Below are 19,086 nucleotides of genomic sequence, written 5' to 3' on the forward strand. Positions count from 1 at the left end.
CCTGATCCCATCCCGAACTCAGTAGTGAAACGATGCATCGCCGATGGTAGTGTGGGGTTTCCCCATGTGAGAGTAGGTCATCGTCAAGATTAAATTCCAGAACCCCTGTTTGCTGACGCAGACAGGGGTTTTGTTTATATAGAAACTCATGAATTTCACCGGCTCGTTGCCAACGCAACGGCCTGGTACACAGAATTTCTTGACGACCATAGAGCATTGGAACCACCTGATCCCATCCCGAACTCAGCAGTGAAACGATGCATCGCCGATGGTAGTGTGGGGTTTCCCCATGTGAGAGTAGGTCATCGTCAAGATTGAATTCCGAAACCCCTGTCTGCTAACGCAGACAGGGGTTTTGTCGTTTAGGGCGACCCTAAACAACAATTTCGCTAACCAGCCGTCTGTCGGTTTCCTACGCTAAAAGAAGATGCTTCTCACAAATTCCTAAGATTTGTCGAAGTTTGGCCGAAACCCTGACGAGCCATGCGTGCACCGAAATAGAGCGACCGTAGAGTCCGCCTATCCCGTTACATGGAATGTTCCACTCGGCACGCTCACCCCCTTTGGCAAAAAGAAGTCGATGAAATGAATCTCAAGTTCAGTCATAAAATTCTGTTGGCCGCGTCAGGCGTCGTGGTTTTAGCCTTCGCGTTATTCACGTTGTACAACGACTACCTGCAACGCAACACGATCAAGCAAAACCTGGCCTCGTCCATTCAACAATCCGGCGAACTCACTGCCAGCAGTGTGCAGAACTGGCTCAGTGGTCGCATTCTGGTCCTCGAGAATCTGGCGCAGAACGTAGCTCATCAGGGCAATGCGGCCGACCTTCCCGGGCTGGTCGATCAGCCAGCGCTCACCTCCAACTTTCAGTTCACCTACGTAGGTCAGACCAACGGCGTGTTCACTCAGCGTCCTGATGCGAAGATGCCTGACGACTACGACCCTCGTCAGCGCCCTTGGTACAAGCAAGCGGTAGTCGCGGACAAAACCATGCTTACTCCGCCTTATATGGCGGCTGTGGGCGGCCAGATCGTGACAATTGCCATGCCTGTGAAGAAGAACGGCGAGTTGTTGGGTGTTGTCGGCGGCGACCTGAGTCTGCAAACCCTGGTGAAGATCATCAACTCGGTAGACTTCGGCGGCATCGGCCATGCATTCCTGGTCAGCGGTGATGGTCAAGTCATCGTCAGCCCTGACCAGGACCAGGTGATGAAAAACCTCAAGGACATCTACTCTGGCAACAACGTACGCATCGAAAAGGTCAATCAGGACGTCGTCCTCAATCACCAGGATCGCATTCTGTCGTTCACGCCTATCAGCGGTTTGCCTGGCGCCGACTGGTACATCGGCCTGTCGATTGATAAAGAAAAAGCCTATGCCCCTTTGGGTAAATTCCGTACCTCAGCGTTGATCGCGATGTTGATTGCTGTCGTGGCCATCGCTGTGCTCCTGAGCTTGCTTATCCAAGTATTGCTGCGTCCGTTGACTACCATGGGCGTTGCCATGAAGGACATTGCCCAAGGCGAAGGTGATTTGACCCGCCGCCTAGACGTAACCAGCAAAGACGAATTCGGCGAAGTCGGTAGTGCGTTCAACCAGTTCGTCGAGCGGATCCACGCCTCGATTTCCGAGGTGTCTTCGGCAACAAGGCAGGTGCACGATCTATCCCAGCGTGTAATGGCGTCGTCCAATGCCTCGATCATCGGTTCCGACGAACAGAGTGCGCGCACCAACAGCGTCGCAGCTGCGATCAACGAACTGGGTGCCGCTACCCAAGAAATCGCGCGCAACGCCGCAGATGCTTCGCAACATGCCAGCGGTGCCAGCGAGCAAGCTGACGATGGGCGTAAGGTGGTAGAGCAAACCATCCAGGCGATGTCGGAGCTGTCGCAGAAGATCAGCCTGTCCTGCACTCAGATCGAAACCTTGAATGCCAGTACCGACAACATCGGTCATATTCTTGATGTCATCAAAGGTATCTCCCAGCAAACCAACTTGCTCGCCCTTAACGCGGCGATCGAGGCTGCCCGTGCCGGTGAAGCCGGACGTGGATTTGCAGTGGTGGCTGATGAAGTGCGTAACCTGGCGCACCGTACCCAAGAGTCGGCTGAAGAGATCCACAAGATGATCACTTCCCTGCAAGTGGGGTCCCGAGAAGCAGTGACCACCATGAACGCCAGTCAGGTCTCCAGCGAAGAAAGCGTTGAAGTGGCCAACCAGGCAGGTGAGCGCCTGGTCAGCGTGACGCAGCGCATCGTTGAGATCGATGGCATGAACCAGTCGGTTGCGGCAGCAACCGAAGAACAGACCGCAGTCGTTGAAACCCTCAACGTTGACATCAACCAGATCAACCTGCTGAACCAGCAGGGCGTGGCCAACCTCAACGAGACGCTCAAGGACTGCGATGCGCTGTCCCAGCAGGCCAGTCGATTGAAGCAATTGGTCGATAGCTTCAAAATCTGAACCTGACTGCACCGGAGCGAGAGACCTCGCTCCGACTGCTTAGCCAAGCATCCGGCGCACATTCTCCAACGCGCTGTCGGCGAACGTCTGTGCAAACTGTTCAAACTCAGCTTGAGTCGTTTCCTGCGGCTCGCCCAACAGCGTCCAGGTTGCCTTGGAACACTGGGCGCCAAGTGCTTCCACACTCATTGCTGCCCATAAGCGCGCCACGCCCAAAGTGTTGTAGAGGGTGGTCCACGTCATGTACATGGCGCTTTCGTCTCGGCTGTTCAGTTGCTCCACGACGTAATGGCCATCGTGGAAAAATTTAGTGCGCAATGCGCCTACGCCAACACCCGTCATCTCTATGTGTGACAAGCTTGGGATGAAGGTATCAAAACTATCAAAGCGACCGACCACGTCCCACAGGCGTTTAGCCTCACACGGGACTACGACGGAAGCCACAATCGGTGTACCGATCGGATTGCGAATTAACGTATCGGGTTGCAACGGTTTCATGGGGGAGTCCTGAGGCAGTTCAGAGGAAGTCGATGGCCCTGAGGTAGTCACAGCCCTTGCGTAACAGCTCCGGGCTCTTTGGCGGATAGTCCATACCCATCTTTTCAAGGCCCCAGCGGGCATTGTCGTAACGGATCATCGAAGTGTCGCCGATGTCTTCGCCAAGCCCGTCCAGGTAAAAGCCCAGCACGCGGAACAGCGCATTATCTCGACTCACCGTTTGCAGCGTCCGTTGCCAGTGTTCAATGCCTACCCGATCGAAGGCGTGCCCGGCCTCGCTGAACGCGTCGAGATACTGATCCCAGCTCAAGGGCTGCGGGTTGTGCAGGTTGAATATGTTCCGCCCAGGGGCAAAGCGGGCGCTGTGAAAGGCAATGAACCCAGCCAGGAAGTCCACCGGCATCAGATCGAAGTTCACGTCCAGGCGGGGTGCCACGCCCAATTGCAGGGAGCCCTTGAGCATCAACATCAATCGATTTTTCTGCGGCTGGCAAACACCGTTCTGACTGTTGAAGCTGATATTCCCGGGCCGATGGATATTCACCCAGGCCCCTTGCTCCCTCGCCCGCCCTACCAGCCGTTCGGCCACCCACTTGGAAAGGTTATAGCCATTTTTCACATAGAGCGGTAACGCGTGCCCGGCAGGGGCTTCAAGGACGTACCCATCGGCGTCCACGCTGCTGCAGGCTGATAGCGTCGAGATGAAGTTGAGCACCTTTTTACAATGGGTCTCGCAAAGACGCAGGCACTCAAGGGCCGGTTCGACGTTGTCTTTGGCGAGTGACACATAGTCCATCACATGATTGACCTGAGCCGCGTTGTGCACCACCACACCATAATCGCGAGCGAGGCGGTCGTACACATTGCATGCCAAGCCCAGGCGAGGTTGGCGAATGTCGGCGGCGTATACCTGCACTCGGCTCAGGTCCAGATGTTCCAAATGGTATTCGCGCAAGGCCTGGGTAAACCTTGCTGTTGCCGATTGACCTGGCAGTTCCCGCACAAGGCACGCCACCTCTTGTGCTCCTGCGGCCAGCAGCGCGTGGACGATATGCGCCCCGACAAAGCTATTCGCCCCGGTGACGATCGCTTTACGCGGATCACCCGCGCGGGCCTCGGGTAGTATTTTAATTTCCAATATTTGTGATGCATCTTTCTCCATTTGGCTGCCAGGTATATCCGGCAACACACCACCTTCCATCAGGGCCGCCAATGTGCGGATTGTCGGCGCCTCGAAAAAGTGGCTCAGAGAGAGGCTACGGCCAAACCGCTCGCGCACGCGCAGCAATAAAGTCGACAAGAGGATGGAGTGGCCGCCCAGATTGAAAAAGCTGTCATCAATCGATAATTCCCCAGCGGACAACTCCAGCAATTGCGCCCACAGGTCCACCAACTGCTTTTGCACATCGGTCTGAGCACAGCAGCGAGTCACTGCTTGAGGGATGGATAAGGGCATTGCCAGTAATGCCTTGCGATCAATCTTGCCGTTACTCGAGCCAGGCATGCGCGCCAACTCGCTCCAGATGACGGGCCGCATATGTTCGGGCAGCCACTGGCGGGCATATTGCTGCAAGTCGGCCAGCGTGGCGCTGGGTTCGGGTTGTGTGACAAAAGCGATGACCCTGAGGCCCGGGTCAATCACTACGGCTACTTGGCGAAACAATCGACTGTTGCGCAAGCATTGTTCGATTTCCAGGGGCTCGACTCGGAATCCGCGGATTTTGACTTGGTCATCCCGACGCCCACCCAACTTGATGCCGTCCTGAGTCCATTTCGCCAGGTCGCCGCTACGGTAAGCGTGCAACACCTGCCCATCAGGCAATGTCAGTGCAACAAAAGGGCTGTCGGCCCGTTGCGGTGCATTCAAATAACCCAGGCTTACCCCCGGGCCTGCAATATACAAATCGCCCAGCACCTGTTCATCCACGGGCTTCAGGTTTTCGTCGAGAATCAACACTTGGCTGTTGGCAATGGGATAGCCGATGTTACGAGGGCTGTCGCCATGCCGGAACACCCTATGTGTTGCCAGCACCGTGGTTTCGGTCGGCCCATAGAGGTTATGCAACTGGCATTGGCCTGCCAGTCGTTCGATTACATAGGGCTCGCAGAAATCGCCTCCAGTGAGCAGGTGAGCAAGCCCCAGTGGCTGATCCAGCGGCAGGATGCTGAGCAGCGCCGGCGGTAGAAAGCCATGGGTGACGCGTTGCCCGCGAATCAATTCGACCAGTTGTCGAGGGTCTTGGCGTTGATCGTTGCTGGGGATAATCAACTCGGCGCCGGCTATCAAGGCAGGGAAAATATCGATCAATGAAGAGTCGAAGCTCAACGGTGAAAACTGCAACACGCGACTCTCTTCACTCATCTCTACACAAGCGCCGAGCCAGGCGCTGAAATGCGCCAGGTTGTATTGGCTAAGCAGCACCCCCTTGGGAAACCCGGTAGTGCCTGAGGTGAAAAGCGCCATGCACGGTGTGTCGGCACTGGGACGTTCACGCATCAGTGGTAGTGCACGGGTGTTGGCGCACGGTTCGATCTTGCTGACATCCAATGAGGCGAGGCGATCTCGCAGCGGATGCAGGCCATTCTCCAGCAATACACAAGCGCCGGCGCTTTCCAGCATCTGCTGTTGGCGCTGCACCGGATGGTCCGGCGCCAGAGGCAAATACACCGCGCCAATCCCCAGCACCGCAAGGATGCTTGCGTACAGCTCCACGGACTTTGCCAGGCACACGCCGATCACGGGTTGGGTTTCGATGCCCTCCAGCAGTGGAAGCAGACGCTGCTGGATCGCCAAGGCGTGTGCCTGGAGCTGCTGATAAGTGAGCAGGTTGCCCGCGATATTCAACGCTGTTCGAGTGGCGAACTTGTCCAGGCTGGCTTGCAGCCGTTCCATCATGGGGGGCTGGGCCGCCTGCAACAGCGCTGGATCCGCCGTGCGATTGAATCGATGCTTGAACGCCAAGGTTTCCAGCGCTGGCAAACTGTGTTCGGGCCAGTCGTTAGGGGTGATCACAGCGGTGAAGGAGGCTGGGTCCCTGGAATACCTACTAACCAACAAGGCGAGCCATTCCACCAGTGCGTTCGTTGCCTGGTGACGCAATCGCTGCCCATTGCCGCTGGGTTCCTCTGCGACGTCATACATAGCCAACAGGCGTCGTTCACGGTCATAGCAGCGAAATTGCAGGGCTGGCAGTCCATGCTCGGACACCGGGCCAATGCCTATGCGCAAACTCATCCAGTATGCGTCGGTGGATAATTGCGCCAGCGGCCGGCTACCGTCTTCAATCACCAGGTCGACAGGCCCCGTTCCCGAGACATGACCGTACTGTTCCAGCACTTGCTTGACGGGGTCCAGGACGTTGCTGGCAGCGCCCCACGCTATCGTCAAACGTTTCATGCCGACCTCCCCGCCACAGGCAGGTAGCTGCTCAGCGCCCGAGCCACGCTGGGTGTCTGCAGCACGCCGCTGTGACGCAGCAAGCTCATGATGTTGCCTATCAGCGGATGTTGGTGGGTGATGGGGAAATCCAGCGCAGAGACTTCATGGCGCAGTGCCAGACGCGTGTCGGCGCTGATCTCCAAGTGTTCGATCAGGTGCAGATCAAAGTCCTTTTGCAGGTCGTTGGTCAGGTAATGCTCCAGGAAAACGGGCAAAGCTTGAGCAATGCTGTCGCGCTCTTGCGGGCTTGCCGATTGCCAGTAGAGACGCACCAACTGGGTCCAGAACTGTGCGTGGCGACCCTCATCAAACAGGTGGTCGGCCATCAGGCCGCGGATGGATGACTTGACGCTGTCATCCTTGGAGAACGCTGCCACGTCATGTGTCACGGTGTTTTCGGCAATGGCCACGCCGATCAACTCAACGGCGTCGTGCAAATGTGTTGGCACCTGCGCCTGTGCCGCCGGCAGTGCGCGGCTCAATTCGATTTGCCCAGGCAGATCAAGCGGCTGGATACCGGTCATTTCCACGGCTTGTTGCAGGAAGTCCAACGCGACCAACGCGTGATAGTCCTCGTCCACCACGACGGTCATCGCGTCGTACCGGCAGGCGAGCGGAAAGGGCGGTGAAAAACGGTTCTTGGCGATGTTGCGAGCCGTCTTGTCGACGATCTCGGTTTCGAAGATCACCACGTCATTGATGAATTTATAGAAACTTTGTACCAGCACGAAGTCGCGCCACTGTGGGCACTGTTCGAGAAAGGTCGCGCTCAGCACGAGGGGTTGGCGACACAGGGGGAAGAAGAGTTTGTTGTCGTCCTCCAACATGCGCCGTGGGCGTGTTCGGATGGTTGCACGCTGCTCCCAGTCATCGGCAAAGGATCGATAATTGACAGCGTTCATTGGCGTACCCCTTGCATCGAAGTCAGCACTGCGTCCCAAAAGGTAATGCGACTTTCCACGGCGTCGAGGGCGGCATTATCTGCTTGCTTCTGGCGAATCGGGTCTGCTCCGACCAGGCGCTTGAGCAATTGCTCCGCTGCCGGCCCATGGTCGTGGCTGTCCATTTCGATGTGACGATTGAGGTAGTGACATAAGGTGGGTGCCTCATGATCAATGAGCGCATGACTGTGCAACAGCCGCTGGAACATCGATGGAATGACACTCTCGCGGCCATGCAGGAAAGCTGCCGCTACGCAGTGGGTCGGGGCGCTCAAGGCGACTTGCACCGTGCTGTCGACAAAGCGGGCCACCCCAGGTGGCGCATCGATCATTTGCAAGGCGGCACTGACCTCCACGCCCTCGCGTTGCAGGTCGATCAGGCGGTTAATCGCGACAGTGCTGGCGCCGACCTCCGTCATGGCGTCCAGGTACAGCTCGAAGTGGCTGCGATAGCCTCGCGTCGGGTGTTCATCTGACTCCTCGCCCAGCACTATTTCATTGATCAAGCGGGCAGCCTGTGAGTCCGCAGGTGGGAGCCAGGGTAACTGGGTACAGGTCAGGTCCTGTTGCAGGCGTTTAGTCAGGGTCATGAAGTCCCAGACGGAAAATACATGGTTTTCCATGAAGTGCTGTAACTTGTTAAGTGAAGTTATTTCTATAAATAATGGATGGTTGAAAAGTTGTAGTTTTTTTTGTTCAAGCAATTCTTGATACATGGTTGACGCCTATGAATTGTTGCAGGTGCTCAAAAGCAGTGTTGGGGTTTTGTAGTTGTAAGATAGAAGGGGAACGTTAAATCGAGACCGCACGACGCACGCGGCGCAGCACTGACATAGACCTGCGCTGCGGATTTGGAGGTGTGGTTTTTCGGGAAAGGATAATAAACTGATTAAACGTTTGTGCTGGCTTATAAATGTATTAAATGTTTTTTCTGTGTGGCTTTTATTAGGTGAGTTGTCTGTTGTCAGTGTCGGATGTTTCCTCGCGTTAATTAAGTTTAAGTCGGTTTTCCGCATGCCTATGTGGCAACTTCCCAAGGAAGTTGCCCCGCAGGGGTAAAGGGAGATAGAGGGCCGAGGATCCTATTGCCGGGCTTTTTTTTCGCCGGTTTCAAGCCCCTTGAGGTAGGTGGCTATGACCTCCATCCCACGCATCAAGTGATTACGCAGCGTCAGGATGCTCTCGTCGACCTTCTTCTGTGCCACCAGGCTCAGCAATTCACGGTGGTCTTCCTGGGACGTCTCGCCTAGTCCCATCGCCTCAAGGTTGAAGCGCAGGAAGCGCTCTTCTTCATTCAGCCCGTGCTCGACCAAGGTGAGCAGTCGCTGGTTGGGTGCCTTGCCATACAGAACCATGTGGAACAGGCGATTGAGGCGACCAATCTCGGTGTAGTCCTTTTCGCATTCCAGCGCATTGATGCACGCCTCGGCCTCGGATAGATCTGTCTCGGTGAGCAATGGGATCGACAAGCGCAGCGCTTCGGATTCCAGCAGCATGCGCAAGGCATAGGTCTCAGCCGAGTTGTCCTCGATCAAGGGCGCAACCACGGCACCCTTGTGAGTCACCACATGCAGCAGGGATTGCGCCTCCAACTGGCGCAAGGCTTCGCGTACGGGCATGCGGCTGACGCCGAACAAGCTGGCCAGCTCCTGCTGGCGCATCGCAGTACCACAGGGCAATCGCCCATCCAGTATGGCGTTGCGCAGTGTTTCTTCAATTACGGAGCGAGCAAGATGGGCGGGAATAGGCCCGCTGATTTTGATGCTGCTTAAAGGGTTCGGCTTCTGCGTCACGGTTACGCTATCCTCCTTTTTTTGAATAATAGTTTGGCTAATTGGATCCAATGCACACTAGAGATGGGCCAGGCGCTTGTCAAACAGCCTAAGTTTCCGTTTGTAAGGGCTTACGCAGCCTACTTTGTGAGTCCCACAAGGGGCGGTTATAAACTTAGTCCACTGACGAATGATTGCACTGTGCCATTGTTTTTTGTAGGGCGAGGCTTCACCATCCCTTGAAATTCCGTCTCTTTCATGGACTGAACGCCTTGGCGGTAAGTTTTATTCCCTATCGAGTCTTTTGCTGGTTTTTATCGGCAATTTTATTGGCTGGCCTGATGCTCGGCGGGCTGCGTGCCGATTGGGATTTCTCGCAGATCAGCCGCAAGGCTACCGCCCTATACGGGCCGCTGCGCCAAGGCCAGCAGCGTATCGATGCCTGGCAGCGGCTATTGGCGACTGAAAAACAGGTCAGCGAGTCGGAGCAGCTCAAGGTGGTTAACTTGTTCTTCAACAAGCAAATGACCTACGTCGAAGACATCGACCTCTGGCATGTCATCGACTATTGGGAGACACCCGTCGAAGCCCTTTGGAAGGGGGCCGGTGACTGCGAAGATTACGCGATCGCAAAGTATTTCAGTTTGCGTCATCTGGGTGTGTCCAGCGACAAGTTGCGCATCACCTACGTCAAGGCCTTGCGACAGAATCGTGCGCACATGGTCCTGACCTATTATTCGACCCCCGATGCCATCCCGCTGGTGCTCGACAGCCTGATGGACGAAATCCTGCCGGCTACCCGCCGCACCGATCTGGTCCCGGTGTACTCATTCAACGCCGAGGGCCTGTACTTGCCCGGCGCCAAGGGCAACAAGAAAGTCGGCGATACCAAACGCTTGTCGCGCTGGCAGGATGTGTTGAGAAAAATGCGTGCGGAAGGCTTTCCAGCCGAGCCTGCCAACTAGGAGTAACTGATCGGATGTCCTTGTTCAAACAACTATTGATCGCTATCTGTCTGTTCCTGGTGGTCGCCTTCAGCGGCAGCTTCATGGTCAGCCTGGAAAGCTCGCGCACCCAATACGTCAACCAACTGCGCTCCCATGCCCAGGATGCGGCGACGGCCCTGGCGCTGTCGCTGACCCCGAATATCGATGACCCGGCCATGGTGGAGCTGCTGGTCAGCTCGATCTTCGACAGCGGCTATTACGCCAGCATCCGTGTAGTGGACTTGGCCACCGACAAAACCATCGTCGAGCGCAGCGGTATTCCTGACAACAACGGCGTGCCCAACTGGTTCGTGAAGTTGATCGGCCTGGAGCCGGCAGGTGGCGATGCTCTGGTCAGCCGAGGCTGGGAGCAGGCGGCGCGGGTCGAGGTAGTCAGCCATCCGATGTTTGCCCTGGCCAAGCTCTGGCAGAGCGCGTTGGGTAGCCTTGGCTGGTTGTTGCTGTGCGGCGCGGTGAGCGTGGTGCTAGGTGGGCTGTTGCTGCGCCGGCAATTGAAGCCGTTGGACTATATGGTCAAACAGTCCCATGCCATTGCCCGTCGGGAGTTCCTCAGCCTGCCTGATTTGCCGCGCACGCCGGAACTGCGTCGGGTGGTGCAGGCCATGAACCAGATGGTTGAAAAGCTCAAGGCGCTGTTCCAGGAACAGGCCGAACGTAGCGAAAAACTGCGCACCGAATCCTATCAGGACAACCTGACTGGCCTCGCCAATCGACGTTATTTCGAGATGCAACTCAACGCCCGCGTGAGTAACCCTGAAGAGACCAATTCCGGCTACCTGTTGTTGCTGCGGGTCAAGGACCTGGCGGGCCTCAACCAGCGCCTGGGCGGCCAGCGTACCGACCAGCTGCTGCAAGCGGTGGGCGAACAACTGCTGCGCCAGTGCGAGCCCTATCCGGAAACCCATAACCTCGTCACTCGTATCCGCGGCGGCGAGTTCGCCGTGCTGGCGCCGGGTTTGATGCGTGAGGAAGCGCTGCAATTGGCGCAAAACCTCGAAAGCACCTTGCTCAGCCTGCAAGCGACCGGTGCCAGCGATGTTACGCCGGTCGCCTATATCGGCCTGGCGCCGTTCAACCATGGCGACGCGCCCCAAACCCTGCTGACCCTGGCCGACCAGGCCCTGGCACAGGCGGAAGCGCAGGGTGACAGCAGTTGGGTATGCCTGGACCACAGCGCCGCCGCCAGCGTCGGTGACGATCATCATGCCTGGCACAGGTTGTTGGACCAGGCCCTGACCCAACAGCGCTTTGAGCTGTACTTCCAACCCGTCGTTGCCAGCCAGGACACACAGTTGGTCTTGCACTACAAGGTCCTGTCGCGCCTGCAGGACGAAGACGGCCACACAATACCGGCCGGGCGCTTCCTGCCCTGGTTGGAACGCTTTGGCTGGTCGGCCCGCCTGGACCGCCTGATGCTCGAGCAAGTACTCAAGCAGATGGCCAACCACAGCCATAACCTGGCGCTGAACCTCTCAGCCGCAACCTTGCAGGACACCCAGGCGCTGAACCGGATTTATGACTTGCTACGCCAGCACAGCAACCTGGGCCCGCGCCTCACTCTGGAGATCGGTGAAGAGCAACTGCCTGAACAGCACGTACTGGAACAGATGACCCAGCGCCTGCGCGAGTTGGGTTTCTCCCTGAGCCTGCAGCGTTTCGGTGGGCGCTTCAGCATGATTGGCAACCTGGCGCGCCTGGGCCTGGCGTACTTGAAGATCGATGGCAGCTATATTCGCGCCATCGACCAGGAAAGTGACAAACGCCTGTTTATCGAAGCTATTCAGCGCGCAGCCCACAGCATCGATCTGCCGTTGATTGCCGAGCGTGTGGAGACCGAGGGCGAGTTGAAGGTGATTCGCGAGATGGGGATTTTTGGTGTGCAGGGTCAGCTGTTTGGCGAGCCTGCGCCCTGGAAATCACACTGACATCAGGACATTCAAATGTGGAAGGGGGCTTGCCCCCTCCCACATTTAAATAAGGGTTCGGCTCCAGGGCTCAGATAAGCCCTTTCTCGTCATCATCGATCAACTGGCTCAACCCACCCAACGCTTCCCGCGCGTGGCTACGGTCCATCAACTTGGCCTGGGCTGCCGGCGGCAGGTCGGTCACGCTGATTACTCCTTTGCGGGTCAGCACCTGGATCAAGTCATCCAGTACCCGGATCATCTCCAAGTCGCTCTGCTTGAGCTGTGCCAGGCTGGTTTCCACCACTTCGTTGGCGTACCAGGCCTGGATCTCATGGTGATCGGCCGGCAGGGTTTCGGTGGACTCGACAAAGGCGGCGGCCTCTACGCGAATCAGCGCGCCCAGCGCATCACGTTGCACGTAAAACATAAGAACCCCTCGAATATGAGCCACATGCGTTCAACAGCATAGGCCAACGCTGCGTGTATGGGCGTGAGTATGCGACGCACCGTCCGCCAGGGCCAGCGGCCCATGAGGCAAAAAAATCGGCCGCCTGGGAAGGCGGCCGATCAATTGCATCTTAGCTATGGTCGATCTTGATGGTTGGGTCGGCGCCAGTGATCAGCGAGTTGATGCTGACATGGGACCAATCATTGCCTTCCAGCTTGATTGTCACATCGGCATTGGCCACGCCACCGGCAGCGTTGAGCTTGCCTTCGCTGCTGACTTGCAGGGTCGACACGCCATCTACCGTAGTGATCTTCAGGTAATTGTCGATGGTGCTGTCGGTCTCACCTTTCAACAAGTCACGCAGATCAATACGGTCGCCTTCCGAAGCCTTGAAGTCCTTGATCACATCGTTGCCGATGTCACCGGCTTTCCACACAAAGGTGTCGGCACCCGAACCACCGATCAAAATGTCGTTGCCCTGGCCGCCAATCAACGTGTCGTTGCCGGTACCGCCCAGCAGGATGTCATTGCCTTTGCCGCCGTCCAGGAGGTCGTTGCCGCCCTGGCCGAACAGGATGTCATCGCCAGCGCCGCCCAGCAGGGTGTCGTTGGCATCCTTGGCGCCGGACACATCGAAGTCCACGTAGTGCTCGGTCACGTACTGGTGAACGTTGGAGGCGGTCACCGAAGAGACGGTTACGCCGGTCTTCTGCGCCACGAACGCCTGCAGTGCGTTGTAACCCTCACCGTTGATCCCGCTGAAGCTCACCAGGTCGCCGAAGAGGATGTCGTTGCCATCGCCCCCGATGACGGTGTCTGCGCCAGGCAACGTCGCCTCGGTGTGGCCGAGGATCGCGTTGGCCAGGTCTTTCGGATCAATGTTGGCTTGCGGCTTGCCATCGCTGTCGTACGGTGCCAACTGATTCAGGCTGACCCCGCTGTTGAGGCCGATGGCTTCTACGCCACCTGTGGACAGGCCTTTGAGCAGTGCGAACGCGCTGTTGGAGTTGAGGGTGGTGGAGTAGTCGGTATCGTACCCGAGGCCGCCTTGTACCGATATTTCATAGGTGCCATCCCCTTGGGCATGGATTGTTCCCGGGTTGGACTGCCCCCAGCCCCACCAGTTGTTGGTCCACAGGGTTACCTTGCCAACAGAGTCGATATCAATTAAGTGATTCGAGTCGATGTTGATCCGGGTGGCGGTACCTATGGTGTAGTTGTTCATGGTGACAACATCATCGAGTCTGACGTTGCCGTACAAGTACGGGTTGGTCTGCTCGGCCCCCTGGTAAAACGTCGGCTGGCCATCGGTGATGAAGTACGTTGTATTGATTGCGCCGGTGTTGCCAGTCGCCTGGGCACTTTTGAAGAAGTTGGACGCGGCCTTGAACACGTCTTCGTAGTTGGTCCCGCCGGTAGACACCATGGAATCCAGGACTTTCTGCAGCGAATCCAACGCACCTGGGTCTTTGAGGTTGACGGTCACCGTGCGATTGACCTGGTCACTGAAGTCCGCCAGGAAGATATTCACGGTGCCAGAGGTGCTGGAGCCGATACTGTTTTTCAGCGAGTTGAACGTGGTGGTCAGCGAGGCTTTCGCCGCTGCTATTGAGGCCGAGCCCATACTGCCCGATGTATCGATCATGAACGCAATGTTGTAGTTCTTGCCTTGCACCACGTTCAGGCCGCCGACATCGGCGACGACGATGTCGTTGCCATCGGTGCCGTTGATGGTGTCGCTGCCCGAGGTGCCGGTAACCGGGTTATAGGTCGCCGGGTGCACCGTGACGGGCAATTGCGCGGTGGTGGTGGCCGAACCACCGATGCTTTCGGTGGAGGTCGAAGTGACCGTCAGGTTGAACTGGCCGCTGTAGTAGGTCGGCGGCTTGATGGTCAGGGTGCCCAAGTCCCAGCCGGTGACATTGACTTCGCCCGTGGCCTTGCTCGCGGTGAAGGTGTGCCCCGACGCGTCGGTGAGTACCGAGCCTGCCGGGATGCCACTGATCTTCACACTCAGGGTTTCCGAACCGTCGGTATCGGTCAGCGCCGTGGTGACCTTGGACAGCTTCACGGTGCCGTTTTCCTGGCCTTCGTTGAGCTTGTAGCCCACGTAGTAACCGTCGCCGTTGCTGCCATGCAGGTCGGACACGGTCACGCCGGCGTTGGTCAGGTCGGTGATGCCGGTGTACAACGGCACGGTGCTGGTGCTCAGGTTCTGCACCGCCCCGCCGTTGATCGACAGGTTGACGTCAAAGCTGCCAGGCCCCGCCTGGTTGGCCTGGTAGATCTCAAGGCTGTAGTAGCCGCTGACCGATGGCGTGAACGAGCCGCTGAACTTGCCGCTGTTGGTGCCCCACAGTCCGCTGGCAATGTCTTTACCGCCAACGTTGACCACTACGCTGTCATCGGCGATGCCGCTGAAAGTGTAGCTCTTGCCGGCTTCCATGTAGATCAGGCCGGAAATCTTGGAGCCAGAGCCAGCATTGACGTTATCGACGGATTCGACATTGGTCACCACAGAGGTGCTGTTCGGTGTACCGGCGTTATCGATGGCTTTTTTCAGTACGTCTGGCGCAGCGCCGTTGCCGTTGTTGCCGAGGCCGGCAATGCTGTTCCAGCCCTGTTTGACCAGGCCGGTCGAGGCGACGTTGTTATCGGCCACGTTCAGGGTCGGTGCGTCGGCCACCGGGGTGATATCGACTTTCACCGTGGCGGCAGTACCCAGATCCTTGCCGTCGCTGGGCTGGAACTTGAACTGCGCGTAATCGGCCTGTTTGTTGCCAATGCCGGTGCCGCCATAACCATCGGCGCCTGATTCGTTGGCGTTAGGCATAAAGCGCAACTGGCCGCCGTCGATCTGGGCCTTGGTGAAGGTCTGGCCGCTGGACACGTTGGTCCAGGTGCTGCCGTCCGCCGCCAGGAACTGCAGTTTGCCGGCTACCGGCAGTTCGGTGATTTTCACGCTAAGGCTGGTTTGTGGCGAGTCCACATCGGTCACGCCGAAGTTGGCCCAGGTCAAGGCCAGCGCGGTGTCTTCCGTACCGGTCACGGCACCGCCGGTGGCCACTGGCGCGTCGTTGACGGCCACTACGTTGACGGTGGTGGTCGCGACGTTGGAGTAGTTGCCACCATCGGTCACGCTCACTGTAATCGTGCGCGGCGTGGTGCTTGGGTCATGGCTGTTGTTGGTGAACGTGATGTTCTTGATCTGCTGCATGTAGTCGGCCAGCGACGCCGTGCCGGTCAGGGTCAAGGTGATTTTGCCGGTGACAGGGTCGGTGCTCGGGGTCACGTTGATGCCCGTCACGCCGCTGAAGTTCAGCGAGTCGCCTGGCTGGCTGTTGGTCAGTACCACGGTGGCGCCAGTCAGTTGGGTGCTGTCCGGGTCGGTGATCTTGATGTCGCTGTCAGCAATCGACACGCCGGTGCCGCCTTCGGTGAAGGTGGTCTTGAAGTCCGCCCCGGTGGCGCCGCTGGAGTTGTTGGCATCCAGGTCGATGACCGGCGGCGCATCGTTGTCGATGATATCGGTGCTGACGCTGCCATTGCCCACCACCAGGTTTTCGAAGTTGCCACCGGTGGCCTTGTCGATGGTGATGACAATCTTTTCCGTCGGCTCGGTGATCTTGTCATCGAGCGTTCGGATATCAAACGGCACGCTGCTGGAACCGGCCGGTATCTTCACGGTGTACACGCCGTTGAAGTCCGAACCGTCGGTGGCGGTGCCGCTGTACTTGAGCGTCACGGTTACGTCGGTCAGCGGCGGGTTGCTCAGCGTCAGGGTGTAGTGCGCCGTGCCGCCTTCAGTCACCGACGCGTCGCCGGTGATGCTGATGGTGGTGTTGTTGACCACATCCGTCACCTTGGTGACCACGGTGCTGCCATCGAGGATCAAGTGTTCGTACTTGTCGCCACCGCTGACTACGCCGGTGATTTTGGTGGTGACGTCATTGGCGCCGACATACGCATCGTTAGGTGCGGTAGTGGTAGTGAAGCTGGTGGACTTGCCATTGCCGATGGTGATGGTCGAGCCGTTATCCAGCCTTACCACCAGGTCGGAGCCAACGTTGTTGATTGCCGCGCCGTTCTTATCGACCAGGGACGCGGTATAGACGATCTGCCCGCCCTCGCTGACCGAGCCAGTGGCCTTGAGTACAACGGTCACGTCATCGATGGTGTCGTTGATGGTGGTGGTCGCGCCGCCCGGGGTGATGCTTACACCCTCGAAATTACCGCCGGTAGTGCCGGTGATCTTGACGGTCTGGGTGCTCTTGTCGATGAACACATCATCGGTAGGTGCTGGGACGGTCACGGTGCCGACGGTCGCGCCCTGCTTGATGGTGATGCTGGAACCGTTATCGAGCTGAACCACCATGTCGCTGCCGGCCTTGTTGCTCAAGGTCGCGGTGTAAGTGATCTGGCCACCTTCGTTGACGGCCGTCGGGGCGGTCAAGGTGACGGTGGTCAGATCGGTGGAGCCCGGGGTATCGGTAACGGTGGTGGTCACCGCAGTCGTGCCTGGCACCAGATTTTCGAAATGTTCGCTGCCGGTCACGCTTTTGATTGCGGTGGTGACGGTCTGGTCGCCCTTGTAGACATCGTTTGGCGCGACGGTGGTGATTGTGCCGCTGGACTGGTTCACGCCGATAGTGATGGTCTTGCCGTTATCCAGGGTGACGGTGAGCGGGTTGGTGATGTTGGTCACCGGCACGCCGTTTTTATCCACAAGGCTGGCGGTGTAGACGATATTGCCGCCTTCGCCGACAGTAGATGTGGCGGTGAGCACCACATCGACCTTGTCGATGGTGCGCCGGTGGCGTCAGTGATCTGAACGGTCTGGGTGCTCTTGTCGATGAATACGTCATCGGTAGGCGCAGGGACGGTCACGGTGCCGACGGTGTCGCCAGCCTTGATGGTGATGCTTGAGCCGTTATCGAGTTTGAGCGTTACGTCAGTGCCTGCTTTGTTGGAAAGCGTGGCGGTGTAAGTGATCTGCCCACCTTCGTTGACGGCGTTTGGCGCAGTCAGCGTGACCGTCGTGGTGTTATCGGTACCCGGTGTATCCGTAACGGTGGTGTTGACCGCCGTAGTACCCGGTACCAGATTTTCGAAATGCTCGCCGCCAGTGACACCTTTGATCGCAGTGGTGACGGTCTGGTCGCCTTTGTACACATCATCCGGTGCCACAACCGAGACAGAACCGCTGCTTTGGTTCACGCCGATAGTGATGGTCTTGCCGTTATCCAGGGTGACGGTGAGCGGGTTGGTGATGTTGGTCACCGGCGCGCCGTTTTTATCCACAAGGCTGGCGGTGTAGACGATATTGCCGCCTTCGCCGACAGTAGATGTGGCGGTGAGCACCACATCGACCTTGTCGATGGTGTCGTTGATCGTGGTGGTTGCGCCGTTGCCTGCAACTTCCAACTTCTCGAAGTTGCCGCCAGAAGCGTCAGTGATTTTGACGGTCTGGGTGCTYTTATCGATGAACACGTCATCGGTAGGCGCCGGGACGGTCACGGTGCCGACGGTGTCTCCAGCTTTGATAGTGATCGACGAACCGTTATCCAACTTCAAGATGACGTCAGTACCGGCCTTATTGCTCAAGGTGGCGGTGTAAGTGATCTCGCCACCTTCGTTAACAGCACTTGGTGCGGTCAGCGTCACAGTGGTGGTGTTATCAGTACCCGGGGTGTCAGTCACAGTCGTGGTGACTTTATCGGTCCCTGGAACYAGGTTCTCAAAATGCTCGCCGCCGGNACGTCAGTACCGGCCTTATTGCTCAAGGTGGCGGTGTAAGTGATCTCGCCACCTTCGTTAACAGCACTTGGTGCGGTCAGCGTCACAGTGGTGGTGTTATCAGTACCCGGKGTGTCAGTCACAGTCGTGGTGACTTTATCGGTCCCTGGAACYAGGTTCTCAAAATGCTCGCCGCCGGTCACGCCTTTAATGGCGGTGGTGACGGTTTGGTCGCCCTTGTAGACGTCATCTGGCGCCACAACCGAGATAGAGCTGCTGGACTGGTTCACGCCGATGGTAATGGTCTGGCCGTTATCCAGGGTGACGGTGAGCGGATTGGTGATGTTGGTCACCGGTGCACCGTTTTTATCCACAAGGCTGGCGGTGTAAACGATATTGCCGCCTTCGCCCACAGTAGTGGTGGCGGACAGCACCACATCGACCTTGTCGATGGTGTCGTTGATCGTGGTGGTTGGCGCACCGTTTTTATCCACAAGGCTGGCGGTGTAAACGATATTGCCGCCTTCGCCCACGGTGGTGGTRGCGGACAGCACCACATCGACCTTGTCGATGGTGTCGTTGATGGTGGTGGTAGCACCGTTGCCTGCAACTTCCAACTTCTCGAAGTTGCCGCCAGTGGTCTCAGTGATCTGAACGGTCTGGGTGCTCTTATCGATGAACACGTCATCGGTAGGCGCCGGKACRGTCACGGTGCCGACAGTGTCGCCCGCCTTGATCGTGATGCTCGAGCCGTTATCCAGCTTCAAGGTGACGTCAGTGCCCGCTTTGTTGGAAAGCGTAGCGGTATAGGTGATCTGGCCGCCTTCGTTAACGGCATTTGGCGCAGTCAGCGTGACAGTCGTGGTGTTGTC

The 19,086-nt window shown here is 57.7% G+C and carries 11 protein-coding genes, 2 rRNA genes and 1 pseudogene; 5 read left to right on the forward strand and 9 right to left on the reverse strand.

From position 1 onward, the window contains the following. From rrf (ASD70_RS15410) to ASD70_RS15420, 3 genes are all read left to right on the forward strand, one after another. A 5S ribosomal RNA gene (gene rrf / locus ASD70_RS15410) occupies window positions 1-89 on the forward strand; the annotation flags it as partial. Between the two features lie 109 nt (window positions 90-198). Next, window positions 199-314, forward strand: a 5S ribosomal RNA gene (rrf, locus tag ASD70_RS15415). 271 nt (window positions 315-585) lie between these two features. Continuing rightward, on the forward strand, window positions 586-2,466 hold the full coding sequence (locus tag ASD70_RS15420; protein WP_043051464.1) for a methyl-accepting chemotaxis protein: 1,881 nt from the start codon (window positions 586-588) through the stop codon (window positions 2,464-2,466). Window positions 2,467-2,505: 39 nt separating this feature from the next. On the opposite strand, the gene ASD70_RS15425 is transcribed toward ASD70_RS15420, so the two are convergent. The 5 genes from ASD70_RS15425 to ASD70_RS15445 all read right to left on the reverse strand — a co-directional run bounded on the left by ASD70_RS15425 (window position 2,506) and on the right by ASD70_RS15445 (window position 9,137). Then, window positions 2,506-2,964: an SRPBCC family protein gene (locus ASD70_RS15425; RefSeq protein ID WP_056846862.1), complete on the reverse strand. Its 459-nt coding sequence runs from the start codon at window positions 2,962-2,964 to the stop codon at window positions 2,506-2,508. Between the two features lie 19 nt (window positions 2,965-2,983). After that, complete coding sequence (locus tag ASD70_RS15430) at window positions 2,984-6,361, reverse strand: amino acid adenylation domain-containing protein (RefSeq protein WP_056846863.1); 3,378 nt, start codon at window positions 6,359-6,361, stop codon at window positions 2,984-2,986. After that, entirely contained in the window at window positions 6,358-7,305 is a 948-nt protein-coding gene (locus tag ASD70_RS15435; RefSeq protein ID WP_056846864.1) for a diiron oxygenase, read from the reverse strand. Before ASD70_RS15435 ends, ASD70_RS15430 begins: the two co-directional genes overlap by 4 nt. After that, window positions 7,302-8,060, reverse strand: a complete 759-nt coding sequence (locus tag ASD70_RS15440; protein ID WP_046070307.1) for a DUF3050 domain-containing protein — start codon at window positions 8,058-8,060, stop codon at window positions 7,302-7,304. The genes ASD70_RS15435 and ASD70_RS15440 overlap by 4 nt, the downstream gene beginning before the upstream one ends. 366 nt (window positions 8,061-8,426) lie before the next feature. Then, a complete protein-coding gene (locus ASD70_RS15445; RefSeq protein WP_046070308.1) occupies window positions 8,427-9,137 on the reverse strand; it encodes a GntR family transcriptional regulator in 711 nt (236 codons plus the stop codon). A gap of 320 nt (window positions 9,138-9,457) precedes the next feature. Between ASD70_RS15445 and lapG the strand changes: the two genes are divergently transcribed. Both lapG and lapD read left to right on the forward strand, forming a co-directional pair. Beyond that, window positions 9,458-10,081, forward strand: coding sequence for a cysteine protease LapG (gene lapG, locus ASD70_RS15450; protein ID WP_236708717.1), 624 nt, complete (start codon window positions 9,458-9,460; stop codon window positions 10,079-10,081). A 14-nt stretch (window positions 10,082-10,095) separates the two neighbouring features. Next, window positions 10,096-12,048, forward strand: coding sequence for a cyclic di-GMP receptor LapD (gene lapD / locus ASD70_RS15455; RefSeq protein ID WP_046070310.1), 1,953 nt, complete (start codon window positions 10,096-10,098; stop codon window positions 12,046-12,048). Between the two features lie 70 nt (window positions 12,049-12,118). On the opposite strand, the gene ASD70_RS15460 is transcribed toward lapD, so the two are convergent. The 4 genes and pseudogenes from ASD70_RS15460 to ASD70_RS29490 form a co-directional block, all read right to left on the reverse strand. After that, window positions 12,119-12,457 carry a hypothetical protein gene (locus tag ASD70_RS15460; protein ID WP_046070311.1) on the reverse strand — a complete coding sequence of 113 codons (339 nt, stop codon included), beginning with the start codon at window positions 12,455-12,457 and terminating at the stop codon, window positions 12,119-12,121. A gap of 151 nt (window positions 12,458-12,608) precedes the next feature. Further along, window positions 12,609-17,264, reverse strand: a complete 4,656-nt coding sequence (locus ASD70_RS29485) for an immunoglobulin-like domain-containing protein (protein ID WP_269084995.1) — start codon at window positions 17,262-17,264, stop codon at window positions 12,609-12,611. Continuing rightward, a complete protein-coding gene (locus ASD70_RS29810; RefSeq protein WP_330219686.1) occupies window positions 17,180-18,178 on the reverse strand; it encodes an immunoglobulin-like domain-containing protein in 999 nt (332 codons plus the stop codon). The genes ASD70_RS29485 and ASD70_RS29810 overlap by 85 nt, the downstream gene beginning before the upstream one ends. A 57-nt stretch (window positions 18,179-18,235) precedes the next feature. Continuing rightward, a pseudogene (locus tag ASD70_RS29490) lies at window positions 18,236-19,086 on the reverse strand (immunoglobulin-like domain-containing protein); the annotation flags it as partial.

This window comes from Pseudomonas sp. Root569 (genome assembly GCF_001427465.1).
Lineage (GTDB): Bacteria > Pseudomonadota > Gammaproteobacteria > Pseudomonadales > Pseudomonadaceae > Aquipseudomonas > Aquipseudomonas synxantha.

Bases quoted from the DNA above. Each gene is read 5' to 3' on its own strand.
- ASD70_RS15435 (WP_056846864.1), bottom strand. From the start codon at position 7,305: ATGAACGCTGTCAATTATCGATCCTTTGCCGATGACTGGGAGCAGCGT.
- lapD (WP_046070310.1), top strand. From the start codon at position 10,096: ATGTCCTTGTTCAAACAACTATTGATCGCTATCTGTCTGTTCCTGGTG.
- ASD70_RS15440 (WP_046070307.1), bottom strand. From the start codon at position 8,060: ATGTATCAAGAATTGCTTGAACAAAAAAAACTACAACTTTTCAACCAT.
- ASD70_RS15430 (WP_056846863.1), bottom strand. From the start codon at position 6,361: ATGAAACGTTTGACGATAGCGTGGGGCGCTGCCAGCAACGTCCTGGAC.
- ASD70_RS15420 (WP_043051464.1), top strand. From the start codon at position 586: ATGAATCTCAAGTTCAGTCATAAAATTCTGTTGGCCGCGTCAGGCGTC.
- ASD70_RS15460 (WP_046070311.1), bottom strand. From the start codon at position 12,457: ATGTTTTACGTGCAACGTGATGCGCTGGGCGCGCTGATTCGCGTAGAG.
- ASD70_RS15425 (WP_056846862.1), bottom strand. From the start codon at position 2,964: ATGAAACCGTTGCAACCCGATACGTTAATTCGCAATCCGATCGGTACA.
- lapG (WP_236708717.1), top strand. From the start codon at position 9,458: ATGCTCGGCGGGCTGCGTGCCGATTGGGATTTCTCGCAGATCAGCCGC.